Consider the following 14,044-nt stretch of genomic DNA (forward strand, 5'->3'; position numbering starts at 1 on the left):
ATGTTAAAGAACATAAAGTATAAAATGATTTGCATGGCAATGGCTGGATTATCACTGTCTGCCTGCGAAGATAAATTAAATATTGAGCCTCGGGGATCTATTTCACCTGATGCTGTAACTCCTGCTGATACAGAAGTTTTATTGAACGGAGTGTATGATGGTTTCCAGGGTGGAGCTACTTCGTATCAGTACCTTTCTTTGTTAACAGATGACTTATCATCTGATAACCTAGCATGGAGAGCAACCTTTTCGCAGCATGGAGAGGTAGACAACAATGCTATTCAAGCAAATAACCTGCTGATTCAGTATTACTGGCAAGGTCTGTATAAAGGTATTTACAGAGCTAACTTCTTTTTGCAAACTGTAGAAAAACTGGATGAATCTACATTCAGTAATCCAGCTCGTAAAAAAGAAGTATTGGCAGAAGCACGCTTCTTAAGAGCCTATGGTTACTATGGCTTAGTTACAAGATGGGGTGGAGTTCCGATCTTGACTGAGCCAACGAATGAGAAAGTCGCTAGAAACTCTGAAGAAGAGGTTTGGAACTTTATAGTTGAAGACCTGAAGTATGCAGTTGAAAATGCAGGGGAGTTTAAGAGTTCTTTTTATGTATCTAAGCCAGCTGCCAAGGCTCTTCTGGCAAGGGTTTATTTAATCAGAAAGAACTATGCTGAAGCAGAAAGGTTAGCAGAAGAAGTTATTGCAAATAATAAGTTTAGCTTATCAGAGAACTTCGAAAGTGTGTTTGCTAGTAAAGAAAACAGCGAACGCATCTTCTCATTGAACAGCACAACAAATGACCAAACATCATTGAGTTATTTCCTGCTGCACAATAGCCTTGCAAACGGTCAGAAAACTAATGGTGGTCGCTTTGAGCTTCCAGCTGATCCAAGCTTAGTAGCAGCATACGAGAGCGGCGATAAGCGTAAGGATGTAACTGTACAGCCAACTGTTTATGGAGGTAAGGACTACAACATGGTGTGGAAATACCGTGGAGGAGCTCTTACAGGTGATGCATGGCCTGTAGCACGTGTTGCTGAAATGTACTTAGTAAGTGCTGAGGCACGTGCTGAACAAGGAAACCTTGGAGGTGCCCTAGATAGAATCAATGATTTAAGAGCAGTGAGAGGTCTATCTGATATTTCAGCAAGCGGTTTAGGTGACTTTGAGCTGAAGATTGAGAATGAGCGTAGATTAGAGTTAGCAATAGAAGGCTTCCGTTGGTATGATTTGATTAGAACTGGAAGAGCCATTGAGGTTCTGCCAAACGTAACAAACAAGAACCAGTTGAAATACCCTATTCCATTAGCTGAAATAACAGTTAATGAGCTTCTCGAGCAGAACGAAGGTTATTAATTAAAGACTAGGTGTTATAAAAAAGAAAGGGCTCCCATATGGGAGCCCTTTCTTTTTTATAATGTTCCAATATAGCCCCTAGAAACTATAAACAACAGCCATGCCATCATTAGCTGGCAGCAAAGTAATCTTAGAATCCCGCCTATGCAGCTCTGGCACAAGTATACCAATACCAGACCCCACTATATAGCCTATAATATTGTCGCTTAGAAAATGTTTGCCGGCTTTAAGCCGTAGATAGCCAACCGTAGCAGGTACGGCGGCAGCGGCGGCCCAAATGTAGGGACGGGCTGGAGAGTCAGGGTTAAAGTCGTGGTATACTTTAGCCAGAAAAAAAGTAGCGGCGGCAGTTGCAGCTGTATGGCCAGCATAGAAGGAATTAGTAGCCTGTTTATCCGTGCGAAGCTCTAGCGGTGTGCTATCTCCATATACATAAGGCCTCCTGCGCCTGGATAAGCCAGCTGTTAGACTATATAAGCCTCCTGCTATGGAAAGCGTCTGCCCATACAGCAAGTATACCTGTGGCGCACTTTGCTGAATGTCTTTATCGATCAGGAGTAGAAGTGGCGTAGCAAAAGAACCGTAGAATAAGAAGTCGCTGCTGGTTTCTGCGCTTTGGCTATAGTTGCCGGCAACAAACCGATCAAATCCATTTACATGGCTTTTTCTTAAAGCGGCAAGCTCCTCAACTGTTACGCGGTCTTTGTTGTCAATTAAAAAAGCTTCCAGCTATTGATGCTCCAACTCCTCCTGCTATAATGGCTCCATCCTTTACCCAGTCAGTTTTATAAGGAGAAGTTGGTGCTTGGCTCCAGACAGACTCATTTGTACAGCCAAGTATAAGCCACACTAGCAGGAGCTTTTTCATGATTTTTAAAAAGTATAGGATAAGGCAGCTCCCTTATATTCAGGAGCAGCTATCGGGAAAAGGCTTAGGTTTGTTTTGTTTGATTTCTTGTGTAGCTGAGGGACTAATATGCCTGCGCCTGCTCCAGCTATATAGCCTAAAACAACATCGCTTAGAAAATGCTTACCTGCACGCATTCTTAAATAACCCACTACAGCAGGTACGGTAGCCGCTGCAGCCCAAACATAAGGTCTGGCAGGAGAATCAGGGTTAAAATCATGAAAAATCTTAGCTGCAAAAAATGTTGCGCCGGCGGTAGCTGAATTATGGCCCCCATAAAAAGCATTTTTAGTATTACTTCTCATTTTCTCTGATAAAGAAATATCAGAGCTGTAAGCATTAGGGCGAACGCGTTCAACATTCCCATTAGAAAGCGTGAACAAGGCTCCTGTTACTGCCATCGTTTCTACATATAGCACCATTACCTGCCCTGCATGACTTCCTATATTATCATTTAGTAACAGAGCTATAGGCGCTGCGAAAGATGCATAAAAAGGGAAGTCACTGATTTTATCAGCAGATTTTGAATCCCAACCTGCAGAAAAGCGGTCAAACCGGTTAACATCGTTTTTGTCTAAGGCTAGCACTTCTGCTTCAGTTAAGCCATCTTTGTCCTGCATCAAGGTTAGCCCATAGTAGCTCAATCCAACACCTGCAGCAATAACAGGGGCATCTACTTTAAAGCTTGTTTTATATGGTGATTCAGTTTGAGCGAAGGCGCCCGATGTAAAAAGAGTTATAAGAGTAAATATTGATATAATACGTTTCATAGAATGTCTTATATGAGTGTTAAGTTTATTGTATGTGAAACGGACAGCATTTTTAAAAGGTTGTTGTTACAAGGTAGAGTTATAGTGTTTATTAGATATAAGGCTGTTTAAAAGACAATTACTATTTTGCCACCTGTAGGCGCCTAATCGCCGTTAGGGGGTTTATGCTTGTACTTTGTAGTTTCAAGTATGGCAGATTTGTCTTAGCTTTGCACCAGCTGCCAAGGGGGGCTGCTGGTTTATACTTTGTACCTAAACCCATAGAAAAAAATGCCTTATTTATTTACATCTGAGTCTGTGTCTGAGGGACACCCAGATAAAGTTGCAGACCAGATTTCTGATGCACTTTTAGATGAGTTCCTGAAACAGGATCCGCAGTCTAAAGTAGCCTGTGAAACACTTGTGACAACCGGTTTGGTTGTGCTAAGTGGAGAAGTGAAGACAGAAGCCTACGTAGACGTACAAAAAGTAGCACGTGAAGTAATCAAGCGAATTGGTTATACCAAATCAGAATATAAGTTTGATGCGGAAGCTTGCGGTGTTATCTCCGCTATACATGAGCAGTCTGCAGACATCAACCAGGGCGTAGAGCGCTCTAACCCAGAAGAGCAGGGTGCTGGTGACCAGGGCATGATGTTTGGCTATGCATCCAGCGAAACAGACAATTACATGCCGTTGGCGCTTAGCATTTCACACCTGTTGCTAGAGGAGCTTTCTGCCATTCGCAAAGAAGGGAAAGAAATGACTTACCTTCGCCCTGATGCTAAGTCTCAGGTTACTATCCGCTACAGTGATAATGATGTGCCGGAGAAAATCGATACGATCGTAATCTCTACACAACACGATGAGTTTGTTCTTGCTGAAAGCGACAGTGCAGCAGCAAAGGATGAGGCGGAGCAGCAAATGGTGGCTAAGATCAAGGAAGACGTAGATACGATCCTTATCCCTCGTGTGTTGAAGTTATTGCCGGAGCGTATTCAGAAGCTTTTCAACTCTGATATCGTTTATCACATCAACCCAACAGGGAAGTTTGTGATTGGAGGCCCACATGGTGATACAGGTCTTACAGGCCGTAAAATCATTGTAGATACCTATGGCGGGAAAGGTGCTCATGGTGGTGGTGCTTTCTCTGGTAAAGACTCATCTAAGGTTGACCGCTCAGCGGCCTATGCTACGCGCCACATTGCAAAGAATTTGGTAGCTGCTGGTGTAGCTGATCAGGCATTGGTACAGGTAGCCTATGCTATTGGTGTTGCAAATCCTGTAGGGCTCTATGTAACCACTTACGGCTCTACCAAAGTGAAAGATGCAAACGGAAACCTGATGAGCGATGGAGAAATTGCTGAGAAGGTAAATAAGCTATTCGATATGCGCCCATATGCGATTGTGCAGCGCTTTGGCTTGCAAAACCCGATATTCGGTGAAACAGCAGCCTACGGGCACATGGGGCGTAAGCCAGGAACAAAAACAGTTGAGATATCCAAAAACGGTCAGAAAGAGACAAAGGAGTTCGAAACGTTTACCTGGGAAAAGCTTGATTACGTTGATAAAATCAAAGCAGAATTTGGTCTTTAATTTAGGCACAAGTTTTACCATAAACAGAGAGGCCCGACGGATATCCGTCGGGCCTCTCTGTTTATGGTATCTTTTATTTCTTAACTGCGGAAGGCGAGCTTCTGCTAGTGTGTTGCCTGTTTTTCTTTATGTTTTTTCAACTGGCGGCGCATCGCATCAATAGCGGCGTCTGCTGCAGCCTCAAAAGATGGTGCATCTTCTTGTGAGAAAAGTGTTGAGCCGGGGATGAACAATCTTAGTTCAACGGTTTTGTTGTTGATGCCATCGTTATTATTATTTTTAAGGAATACTTCCCCATCTATAATTCTGTCGTAGAACGTTTCCAGTTTATTTACCTTCTGTTGGATAAAGCTGTTCAATTGCTCATCTGCATCGAAGTTAACGGAATACATTTGTAGCTTCATAGTTGTTACATTAAATGGTTAAACTTACGCTTTTGGGTGTGCTTTCTCGAATATCGATTTAAGCTGTTCAATAGAGTTATGAGTATACACCTGCGTTGCCGCAAGGCTCGCATGCCCTAATAAATCCTTTATAGCGTTCAGGTCGGCTCCTTTATTTAACAGGTGTGTAGCGAACGAGTGTCGCAGCACGTGTGGGCTGTTATTTTCAGAAGTAGTAATTAGACTGATATACTTTTTAACGACGCGATAAACGAATTTAGGATAAAGGGGACGAGCTTTATTAGTAACGAGCAACTTTACCGAATTGTTATCGGTAAACAAGCGCTTTTTCTCTGTTTGGTAAGCGTCCAAAGCCAGCAGGAGAGAGTCGTTGAGCGGCACAATACGTTCCTTGTTACCTTTACCCAAAACTCTCACGGTTTTGGCATGAAGCTCTATGTCAGTTGGTTCTATATGGAGAAGCTCTGCTAAACGGATACCTGTGCCATACAGAAACTCAAGTATAAGCCTGTCGCGCTGTCCTTCAAAAGTATCTTCAAAATCAAAGGAATCAAGCAGGTCGTTAAATGGCTGCTCCTGCACAAAGGCAGGCAGCTTTTTAGTGGCCTTGGGTGCCTTTATGCGCAGCATAGGGTTAACCTTTACGCGCTCTTGAGACATCAGGAATCTATAATAGGAGCGCAGGCAGGCAATTTTGCGATTGATCGAGCGTGGCTTAATACCGTTTTGAACAAGCGTAAGTAACCAGGACCGGATAATAGTATGATCTGCCTCAGCAGCATCTTCAATCAGGTAAACCTGTTTCAGGTAATCTGAAAACTGGCCCAGATCGGTATGGTAGGAGGTAAGCGTGTGCGGACTATACCGCTTTTCGTACTGAAGGTACTTAAAAAATAAATCCATAAATTAGTATACCTGAGTAAGTATCAGATATACTAATTTATGGAAAAATAAAATATCTTGTTAGAGATACTAGTAGTTTTGATCAGCAAACAGTTGTTGCTTGTATACAGCTCTCTCTTTCTGCTTTCTTCTAGCAACAGATGGTTTCTGGAAAAACGTTCTTGCACGTAATTCTTTCAGAACACCAGTTCTCTCGAACTTCTTTTTGAATCTCTTTAATGCACGGTCTACAGACTCGTTATCTTTTACGTTTACAATGATCATATTTCTTCTCGCTCTCTTTGAATTAGGGTTGCAAATTTAATCAAGCTTATACTTAAAAATCAACTAATTGGGTAATTATTTTATTGTCAGGCCTTAATTTGTGTAAAAAATGGGAGGAGAAGCGGGTTAATGCCTCTCCTTTAACCTTTTTACTTAAGTATAGCTCTTGATATAACAAGCTTTTGTATCTCGCTTGTTCCCTCGCCGATGGTGCAAAGCTTCGCATCGCGGTAATATTTCTCAGCTGGGTAATCTTTTGTGAAGCCGTAGCCACCAAAAATCTGTACGGCCTCGTTGGCCACGCGCACACATACTTCCGAAGCAAATAGCTTAGCCATGGCAGATTCCTTGTTTACGTTCAGGCCACGGTTTTTCATGTCTGCTGCCTGGTACGTAAGAAGCGAAGCAGCCTCTACTTCTGTTGCCATGTCAGCCAGCTTAAAGGCAATGCCCTGGAAGCTGGAGATAGGCTTGTTAAACTGCTGGCGCTCCTGCGAGTAAGCCAAAGCTGCATCAAGTGCTCCCTGCGCAATACCCAGTGATAAGGCTGCAATAGAGATGCGGCCGCCATCCAATACTTTCATCGCCTGGATAAAGCCATCGCCTACTTCACCTAAAATCTGATCTTTGTGTACGCGGCAATCCTGGAAAATAAGCTCAGTTGTTTCAGAGGCACGCATGCCTAGCTTGTCTTCTTTTCGGCCAGCGCTGAAACCAGGTGTTCCTTTTTCAATCACAAAGGTTGTCATACCATGCGAATCACCCACCTCACCAGTGCGCACAATCACAACAGCTACGTTACCGGACTTGCCGTGTGTAATAAAGTTCTTAGCTCCGTTGATAACCCAATAGTCACCATCCTGAACAGCCACGGTTCGCATGTTGCCGGCATCAGAACCAGTGTTTGGCTCTGTCAGGCCCCAGGCTCCGATCCATTCAGCAGTAGCCAGTTTAGGTAGATACTGCTTTTTTTGTGCCTCGTTTCCGAACTGCAGAATATGGCCTGTGCAAAGGGAGTTATGCGCAGCCATAGACAAACCGATGGAGCCATCTATTTTAGAAAGCTCGGCAATTGCCGTTACATATTCCAGGTAGCCAAAGCCCGAGCCGCCATACTCAGTTGGTACCAAAACACCCATCAGGCCTAGTTCTCCTAGTTTCTTGAAGACTTCTACAGGAAATTCCTGTGCGTCGTCCCACTCACGCATCTTAGGTTTGATGTGTTTGGCTCCAAAGTCACGGACCATATCAGCGATCATGCGCTGGTTTTCAGTAGTTTTTAATTCCATTTGTAGTTGAGGTCAAATAAAGTCTATCGTCGCACTTAAAACGGTTTTGCACTATCCGTTGTTTACAAAGCTATATAAATAAGCTTAATTCACCAATCTATAGTATGTATTTAAGCAGGTGTGCTAGAGGGTACTGCACTCACCGGAAGCTTTATTTTGACAGGCACTTTTATTTCTGTTATTTTGAAGTTTATTTCTTTGTTGCGTCCTTCGTACAAGGGAAGCCACAGGAGCTAACAAAGATGGCATGATACAGTTTTTAAAGAACTTGTTTGGGGGAAACGAGGAATCTGCGCTGGAAGCGTCGTTAGGCGAGATAGGCGTGGACATGCATTCGCATATCCTGCCTGGTATTGACGACGGTTCAGAAAGTATAGAGCAATCGCTAGGGCTGGTGAAAGCCATGAAGGAGCTGGGCTACAGAAAGCTCATCATGACACCCCATGTCATGAGCGATTTCTATAAAAACACGCCTGAGATTATACGAGAAAAACTACACCTGCTGCGACAGGCTGTAGCGGAGGCAGATATTGAGATGGAGCTGGATTGTGCCGCTGAGTATTACCTGGACGAGGGGCTGATACAGAAGCTGGATGATAACGAAGAACTATTAACCTTCGGCGACAGGTATCTGCTGTTTGAGACGTCTTTCCTGAACGAGCCACTCAACTTGCGCGAGGCCATCTTTAAAATGCGTAGCAAAGGCTATAAACCTGTATTGGCTCACCCGGAGCGTTATACTTACTTCTACGGGAAGTATGAAGAGTTGGCAGGGCTAAAAGAACTAGGTGTGCTGCTACAGCCAAACCTTAACTCCCTGACGGGCTATTATTCATCAAGTGCTAGAGAAGTGGCAGAGCGCCTGGTGGAGCATGGTCTGGTCGATTTTTTAGGCTCAGATGCGCATGGCCTGAAACATACTAATACCTTACAAAAGGTTGTTAGCACAAAGCACCTGATTAAGGCACTGGCGCTTCCACTGCGCAACAGGCAGCTATAAGTACGTATTTCTTCCTTTCGCACATTTTTATTTCCTCTCATATGGTGTTTGTAACAGGCGGCAGCGGCCTGATCGGCAGTTTTCTGATTCCAGAGCTTTTGCGGCTTCAGTACCAGGTACGAGCACTTTATCGGGGGCAGATACCAGCAGTAAAGGGTGCGGAAAATGTGCAATGGCTGGAAGGGGATATTCTGGACCCTGCTTTGCTGCGTGAGGCACTTAAAGGGGTAACGCATGTTTTTCATTGTGCTGGCCTGGTGTCTTATGCTCCGCAGGACGAGGAACTGTTAAAGCAGGTGAACATTGAAGGAACTGCCAATGTAGTGGATGCCTGCCTGGAGGCTGGAAACATTAAGCTTTGCCACGTGAGCTCTATCGCGGCCATAGGCAGGCCTAAAAATGTAGAGGTACTGGACGAAAAGGCAAAGTGGGACCCAGCCGAAGATATATCAGCTTATGCCAGTTCTAAATATTTTGCTGAGCTGGAAGTATGGCGAGGTGTAGCAGAAGGCTTGGCGGCGGTAATGGTAAATCCGTCTGTAGTGCTCGGCCCCGCCGACTGGAGCCGGAGCAGCACGCAGCTTTTTAAGTATGTGTACAACGAGCGCCCTTTTTATACAGCCGGCGAGGCTAATTTTGTTGATGTGCGCGATGTGGTACAAACCATGATGCAACTTACATTCTCTGATATAACAGGGGAGCGGTACATACTGAATTCTGAGCGGTTAGGATATAAAGCCTTTTTTGAAGAGGTAGCCCGCTGCTTTGGTAAGAAAGCACCCGGCGTAAAAGTGCCTCCTATGGTGGCAGAAGTAGTGTGGCGGTTAGAGCATGTTCGGTCTTGGCTAACAGGGCGGCGGCCGCTTATTACCAAAGACACTGCCCGCACTGCAAAGAAAACGCATCTCTTCAGCAGCAGTAAGATCACGAAAACCCTTGGGTATACCTTCAAACCTGTTTCGGAGTCGGTGCTGTGGGTTTGTCAGGAGCTGCAGGCGCAGGTAGCGGAAGGTAAGCTGTAAAGCAGCGAATAAACTATTTGCAAAGTTAAAATGTAATATGAAAAAGCTGATTAAACGCAGCTGGTTGGATATTGGAGATGAAAGAAGACTTTGAAGAACATAGAGAGGATCTGGAGCTGATACAGCGTTATGAGCGCATGCTTAATAACAATGAAGCCCTGTTTTTTGACCTGACAGATTTTGAATATATTATTGATCACTATACTGCCAACTTTGAGTATAAGAAAGCCTTAGCTGCCTGTGATGCCGCCATTGCGCAATATCCCTTCTCAACGGACCTTCAAATAGATAAGGCGCAGTTACTGGCTATGGCCGGAAACTTTGAAGATGCGCTGGAGATGATAAATACCGTTGCAGAAGTAGAGCCGGAAAGTGCAGATGTGCAACTTACGCGCGGCATTATCTATACACAGCGGGGAGAGTTCAGAGAGGCGATTGATTACTTCAAGAAGGCACTTGCCTACTCAGAAGACCGCGACGATATTTACTTTAACATTGGCCTGGCTTACCAAACCTGGGGCAAGGTGGCATCGGCTGTGAAGTATTATAAAAAATGTGTAGAGCTGAACCAGGAAAATGAGGCGGCTATGCAGGAAATACTATACTGCCTGGATGTAACCAACTCTGTTAGCGAGCATGTGCCGTTCTTTCAGAAGTTCGTGGATGATGACCCTTACTCGCATGTAGCCTGGTTTAACCTGGGCAACGTTTACAATAAGCTTGGCACCTACGAGAAGGCTATTGCCGCCTACGATTATGCTACTATTATTCGTCCTGACTTTATCACGGCTTATAATAACATGGCAAATGCCTTAGTATACGTAGGAGATTATCCCAAAGCGATAGATGCCTTCAACGCCATGATAGAGCATGGAGCACCCACAGCCGAGATCTATTGCAACATAGGCGAGTGCTATGAGAAGCTACAGCAATGGGACCTGTCGCGGCGCTATTACCAGAAGTCTGTGGACATGGACCCTGAAATGGATGAGGCCTGGTTCGGGATTGGTGTGATACTGGATGCGCAGGGCAAATGGTATGAGGCAGTTCATTTCTTTAAAAAGGCAGTAGAGCTTTACGACGATAGCACCGACTACTGGGTAGCACTGGCTGCCGCCGAGTATCATGTTGGGCATGTGGTGTCGGCGCTGGAGAGTTATGAGCGTGCCGCTGAGATACAGCCGGAAGATAAGAACATCTACCTCAACTGGTCGATCATACTGTTTGAGCAGGGCAACTTTGAGGAGGCCACAGATATTATTTTAAATGCCATAGAACTGCAGCCAAACGAAGCAGAGCTGTATTATCGGGCCTGCGCCTATATGCTTTCCGCAGGAAAATACCGCGAAGCTTACAATTATTTGGAAAATGCGTTAATTTTGGACTTCGACAAACACAAACTGCTGTTCGAGTTCTTTCCTGAGCTGGAATCGCAGCGTGCATTAGCTCGATTAATTGATCAGTATCGCAAATAAAACCACATGAACTACACGCTGAGTAACATACCCGAACGTGACGCTAAACCACGCGAACGCGGCTACACCATGGCCATGGACAAAGGTCTTAGCTTACGAGAGGTAGAAGACTTCCTGGAGGTAGCAGGAGACTATGTTGACATTGTAAAGCTAGGTTGGGCTACGTCGTACGTAACGCCTAACCTTAAAGAGAAGCTGGAAATTTACAGAGCAGCCGGTATCCCTACTTATTTTGGAGGTACTTTATTTGAAGCGTTTATTGTGCGCAATCAGTTCGAAGACTACCGCCGTGTGCTGGATCAGTTCGGGATGACCTATGCTGAAGTATCAGACGGCTCTCTTGACATGGCGCATGATGAGAAGTGCGAGTATATTGCAAAGCTATCAAAGCAGGTAACTGTACTATCAGAGGTTGGTTCTAAAGATGCCGAAAAGATTATACCGCCCTACATGTGGATAAAGCTGATGAAGGCTGAGTTAGAAGCTGGTGCCTGGAAAGTAATAGGCGAGGCTCGTGAGGGAGGTAATGTAGGCTTGTTCCGCTCTACCGGCGAAGTCCGCAGCGGTCTTGTAGAGGAGATTCTGACACAGATACCTTTTGAGAAAATACTGTGGGAAGCGCCACAGAAAGCGCAGCAGGTATGGTTTATCAAGTTGTTAGGTGCAAATGTAAACTTAGGCAACATTGCTCCTAGCGAAGTTATACCGTTAGAGACTATTCGTTTAGGATTGCGTGGCGATACATTCAGCCATTTCCTAGACATGGAAAAGCCTTGCTAAGAAATTAAAGTATTAAGACTAAAGTATAAATTGCCCGTGAGGTGTGGCCGCACGGGCAATTATTATATATGGCCATAGCTGCATACGTATAGCTTAACACAATTTATGGAAAGAAGATCCTTACGAGAGTATCTGTTGCTGTTTGCCAAAGGCGTAGGTATGGGCGCCGCTGATGTGGTGCCAGGCGTATCTGGTGGTACCATTGCTTTTATAACGGGCATTTATGAAGAGCTGCTAGGTTCTATTCGGTCCGTTAATGGCGAGGCCATCAAGCTGCTGCTGCGCTTTAACCTGTTAGGTTTTTGGAAGCACATTAACGGTAATTTCCTGCTTGTGCTGTTGGCGGGCATTGGCTTGTCATTCGCCTCGCTTTCCAGGTTGATCTTATACCTTTTGGAAAACTACCCCGAAATGCTTTGGTCATTCTTCTTTGGGTTGATCGTCGCTTCTGCCGTGGTGGTAGCAAAGCAAGTTACCCGTTGGACACCGGGAGTAGTCATTGCAGGATTGTTGGGCGCGGCCATCGCCTATTATATAACAGTGGCCACGCCAGGGCAGACGCCTGAAGCTTACTGGTTTATTTTCTTATCCGGTGCCATTGCCATCTGCGCCATGATTTTACCAGGCATATCAGGCAGTTTTATACTTGTACTGTTGGGGAAGTATGAATACATCATGCTTGCTCTTAAAGATTTTAGGATAAGCATAATTCTTACGTTTGCGTTAGGTTGTATTGCCGGTATACTCTCTTTCTCGCATGTCATCAACTTCATGCTTAAGAGGTACTATAACATAACCATCTCGCTGCTTACAGGCTTTATGGTAGGCTCTCTAAACAAAGTATGGCCCTGGAAAATCACCACGCAAATATACACTGACCGCCATGGCGTAATAAAGCCGCTGGCACAGGACAATGTTTTGCCCGGCAACTACGAAGCATTAACAGGCCATGAATCATACTTGGTATATAGTGTGGTGCTTGCCATTTTCGGTTTCCTGCTTGTGTACCTCATCGATTATTTTACAACAGACCATACATCAGAATTATAAGCAAATAAAAGCAGTACTATGCGTAAATTCGGACTAATCGGTAAAAAGCTGGGGCACTCTTTCTCTAAGAAATATTTTACAGAGAAGTTTGAGCGTGAAGGTATCACTGATGCAGCTTACGAACTGTACGAAATACCGCAGATAGAAAACCTGCCATCTTTGCTGGAGCAGGAACCAGAGTTGGTGGGGCTGAATGTAACAGTGCCATATAAAGAGCAGGTACTACCATTTTTAGATGCCTTGGATAGTGCCGCCGCCAGTATAGGTGCTGTAAATACAATCAAAATAAGGGAGGGGCAAAGTATAGGTTATAACACAGACTATATCGGCTTTAAAACTACGCTGGAGGATTTTTATCCAGAGCAGCAAAGAGAGCAGGCATTAGTGCTGGGTACAGGAGGGGCCGCTAAAGCTGTTTGGGCTGCTTTAAATGCGTTGAATATACCATTCAAGCGAGTTTCGAGAAATGAGGCTGAAGGGCAGTTGACCTATGCCCAACTTGGCCCGGAAATAGTAGCAACACACAACCTGATCATCAATACAACACCATTAGGAATGTTCCCGGAGGTGAAGGAAGCGCCAACGCTATCTTTTAATAGTATAACATCGAAACATTATGTTTATGATTTGGTGTACAATCCGGAGTATACGCTTTTGATGCAGAAATGCGCAGAGAGAGGAGCTAATACAATAAATGGCCTGCCCATGCTCCATGCACAGGCAAATGCAGCCTGGCAGGTTTGGAATGCTTAAATTTAAACAGTACAATTGTAGTTAAAGTACGAAGTGCAGAATTAGTGCAACTTTTTACTAGGGTACTAGCGTAAAAGGATTACATACTGATCCTATCCCACTATCATGACGTTGTTACATACCCTGAAACAGAAGACGCACGTCTTCAACACGGAAATCTATGCGCTATACTTATCGTATCGTGACAACCGTGTGAGATGGTACGTGCAGGTGCTGCTTGCTATAGCCATTGGTTATGCCCTCAGCCCCTTAGATCTGGTGCCTGATCTTAATCCGGTGCTGGGTTATCTGGATGATGTGGTAATTGTAGCTTTGACGCTAACTATGTCTTACGGTTTCTTAACAAGAAGTGTACGGGATGAGGCGAGGCTACAGGCATACGAAGAGATGAGTCAGGAAAACGAAAAATCAATTTTGGCATTAAAAGTGATAGGATATACTTGGGTGCTGCTATTGACGCTGATTGCGCTTGTATTTTACAAGTTTATATTTTTAG

16 protein-coding genes are annotated in these 14,044 nt (G+C 44.5%); 9 read left to right on the plus strand and 7 right to left on the minus strand.

The window, feature by feature from the left end:
• Nucleotides 1-1,356, plus strand: a 1,356-nt coding sequence (locus ACFQ2O_RS14320) for a RagB/SusD family nutrient uptake outer membrane protein (RefSeq protein ID WP_377528810.1), incomplete at its 5' end; no start/stop codon positions are given.
• A 78-nt stretch (nucleotides 1,357-1,434) separates the two neighbouring features.
• Here ACFQ2O_RS14320 and ACFQ2O_RS14325 read toward each other — a convergent pair.
• The 3 genes from ACFQ2O_RS14325 to ACFQ2O_RS14335 all read right to left on the minus strand — a co-directional run bounded on the left by ACFQ2O_RS14325 (nucleotide 1,435) and on the right by ACFQ2O_RS14335 (nucleotide 3,033).
• Nucleotides 1,435-1,869: a phosphatase PAP2 family protein gene (locus ACFQ2O_RS14325; RefSeq protein ID WP_377528812.1), complete on the minus strand. Its 435-nt coding sequence runs from the start codon at nucleotides 1,867-1,869 to the stop codon at nucleotides 1,435-1,437.
• 196 nt (nucleotides 1,870-2,065) lie between these two features.
• Nucleotides 2,066-2,224, minus strand: a complete 159-nt coding sequence (locus ACFQ2O_RS14330; RefSeq protein ID WP_377528814.1) for a hypothetical protein — start codon at nucleotides 2,222-2,224, stop codon at nucleotides 2,066-2,068.
• Between the two features lie 5 nt (nucleotides 2,225-2,229).
• Nucleotides 2,230-3,033: a phosphatase PAP2 family protein gene (locus tag ACFQ2O_RS14335; RefSeq protein ID WP_377528816.1), complete on the minus strand. Its 804-nt coding sequence runs from the start codon at nucleotides 3,031-3,033 to the stop codon at nucleotides 2,230-2,232.
• 270 nt (nucleotides 3,034-3,303) lie between these two features.
• Between ACFQ2O_RS14335 and metK the strand changes: the two genes are divergently transcribed.
• Nucleotides 3,304-4,608: a methionine adenosyltransferase gene (gene metK, locus ACFQ2O_RS14340; protein ID WP_377528819.1), complete on the plus strand. Its 1,305-nt coding sequence runs from the start codon at nucleotides 3,304-3,306 to the stop codon at nucleotides 4,606-4,608.
• A 104-nt stretch (nucleotides 4,609-4,712) separates the two neighbouring features.
• Here metK and hpf read toward each other — a convergent pair whose 3' ends face one another.
• The 4 genes from hpf to ACFQ2O_RS14360 form a co-directional block, all read right to left on the minus strand.
• A complete protein-coding gene (gene hpf, locus ACFQ2O_RS14345; RefSeq protein ID WP_377528822.1) occupies nucleotides 4,713-5,012 on the minus strand; it encodes a ribosome hibernation-promoting factor, HPF/YfiA family in 300 nt (99 codons plus the stop codon).
• A gap of 24 nt (nucleotides 5,013-5,036) precedes the next feature.
• Complete coding sequence (locus ACFQ2O_RS14350) at nucleotides 5,037-5,915, minus strand: tyrosine-type recombinase/integrase (protein ID WP_377528825.1); 879 nt, start codon at nucleotides 5,913-5,915, stop codon at nucleotides 5,037-5,039.
• A 69-nt stretch (nucleotides 5,916-5,984) separates the two neighbouring features.
• Nucleotides 5,985-6,179 (minus strand): 30S ribosomal protein S21, encoded by a 195-nt coding sequence (gene rpsU / locus ACFQ2O_RS14355; protein ID WP_377528827.1) that lies wholly within the window; start codon nucleotides 6,177-6,179, stop codon nucleotides 5,985-5,987.
• 149 nt (nucleotides 6,180-6,328) lie between these two features.
• A complete protein-coding gene (locus ACFQ2O_RS14360) occupies nucleotides 6,329-7,468 on the minus strand; it encodes an acyl-CoA dehydrogenase (RefSeq protein WP_377528829.1) in 1,140 nt (379 codons plus the stop codon).
• Between the two features lie 247 nt (nucleotides 7,469-7,715).
• Between ACFQ2O_RS14360 and ACFQ2O_RS14365 the strand changes: the two genes are divergently transcribed.
• From ACFQ2O_RS14365 to ACFQ2O_RS14395, 7 genes are all read left to right on the plus strand, one after another.
• Entirely contained in the window at nucleotides 7,716-8,468 is a 753-nt protein-coding gene (locus tag ACFQ2O_RS14365) for a tyrosine-protein phosphatase (protein ID WP_377528831.1), read from the plus strand.
• A 41-nt stretch (nucleotides 8,469-8,509) separates the two neighbouring features.
• On the plus strand, nucleotides 8,510-9,490 hold the full coding sequence (locus ACFQ2O_RS14370) for an NAD-dependent epimerase/dehydratase family protein (RefSeq protein ID WP_377528833.1): 981 nt from the start codon (nucleotides 8,510-8,512) through the stop codon (nucleotides 9,488-9,490).
• A gap of 77 nt (nucleotides 9,491-9,567) precedes the next feature.
• Complete coding sequence (locus ACFQ2O_RS14375; protein WP_377528835.1) at nucleotides 9,568-10,965, plus strand: tetratricopeptide repeat protein; 1,398 nt, start codon at nucleotides 9,568-9,570, stop codon at nucleotides 10,963-10,965.
• A gap of 6 nt (nucleotides 10,966-10,971) precedes the next feature.
• Nucleotides 10,972-11,745 (plus strand): phosphosulfolactate synthase, encoded by a 774-nt coding sequence (locus tag ACFQ2O_RS14380; RefSeq protein WP_377528840.1) that lies wholly within the window; start codon nucleotides 10,972-10,974, stop codon nucleotides 11,743-11,745.
• Nucleotides 11,746-11,850: 105 nt separating this feature from the next.
• Nucleotides 11,851-12,795, plus strand: coding sequence for a DUF368 domain-containing protein (locus ACFQ2O_RS14385; RefSeq protein WP_377528843.1), 945 nt, complete (start codon nucleotides 11,851-11,853; stop codon nucleotides 12,793-12,795).
• Nucleotides 12,796-12,813: 18 nt separating this feature from the next.
• Nucleotides 12,814-13,548, plus strand: coding sequence for a shikimate dehydrogenase family protein (locus ACFQ2O_RS14390; RefSeq protein WP_377528845.1), 735 nt, complete (start codon nucleotides 12,814-12,816; stop codon nucleotides 13,546-13,548).
• Between the two features lie 105 nt (nucleotides 13,549-13,653).
• Nucleotides 13,654-14,044 (plus strand): YkvA family protein (locus tag ACFQ2O_RS14395; protein ID WP_377528847.1); only part of this gene is annotated, 391 nt, incomplete at its 3' end.

It is taken from the genome of Pontibacter rugosus (assembly GCF_042678745.1).
In the GTDB taxonomy this organism is placed as follows: Bacteria; Bacteroidota; Bacteroidia; order Cytophagales; family Hymenobacteraceae; genus Pontibacter; species Pontibacter rugosus.

Bases quoted from the DNA above. Each gene is read 5' to 3' on its own strand.
- ACFQ2O_RS14385 (WP_377528843.1), top strand. From the start codon at position 11,851: ATGGAAAGAAGATCCTTACGAGAGTATCTGTTGCTGTTTGCCAAAGGC.
- hpf (WP_377528822.1), bottom strand. From the start codon at position 5,012: ATGAAGCTACAAATGTATTCCGTTAACTTCGATGCAGATGAGCAATTG.
- ACFQ2O_RS14350 (WP_377528825.1), bottom strand. From the start codon at position 5,915: ATGGATTTATTTTTTAAGTACCTTCAGTACGAAAAGCGGTATAGTCCG.
- metK (WP_377528819.1), top strand. From the start codon at position 3,304: ATGCCTTATTTATTTACATCTGAGTCTGTGTCTGAGGGACACCCAGAT.
- ACFQ2O_RS14360 (WP_377528829.1), bottom strand. From the start codon at position 7,468: ATGGAATTAAAAACTACTGAAAACCAGCGCATGATCGCTGATATGGTC.
- rpsU (WP_377528827.1), bottom strand. From the start codon at position 6,179: ATGATCATTGTAAACGTAAAAGATAACGAGTCTGTAGACCGTGCATTA.
- ACFQ2O_RS14375 (WP_377528835.1), top strand. From the start codon at position 9,568: ATGAAAGAAGACTTTGAAGAACATAGAGAGGATCTGGAGCTGATACAG.
- ACFQ2O_RS14370 (WP_377528833.1), top strand. From the start codon at position 8,510: ATGGTGTTTGTAACAGGCGGCAGCGGCCTGATCGGCAGTTTTCTGATT.
- ACFQ2O_RS14365 (WP_377528831.1), top strand. From the start codon at position 7,716: ATGATACAGTTTTTAAAGAACTTGTTTGGGGGAAACGAGGAATCTGCG.
- ACFQ2O_RS14380 (WP_377528840.1), top strand. From the start codon at position 10,972: ATGAACTACACGCTGAGTAACATACCCGAACGTGACGCTAAACCACGC.
- ACFQ2O_RS14335 (WP_377528816.1), bottom strand. From the start codon at position 3,033: ATGAAACGTATTATATCAATATTTACTCTTATAACTCTTTTTACATCG.
- ACFQ2O_RS14390 (WP_377528845.1), top strand. From the start codon at position 12,814: ATGCGTAAATTCGGACTAATCGGTAAAAAGCTGGGGCACTCTTTCTCT.
- ACFQ2O_RS14330 (WP_377528814.1), bottom strand. From the start codon at position 2,224: ATGAAAAAGCTCCTGCTAGTGTGGCTTATACTTGGCTGTACAAATGAG.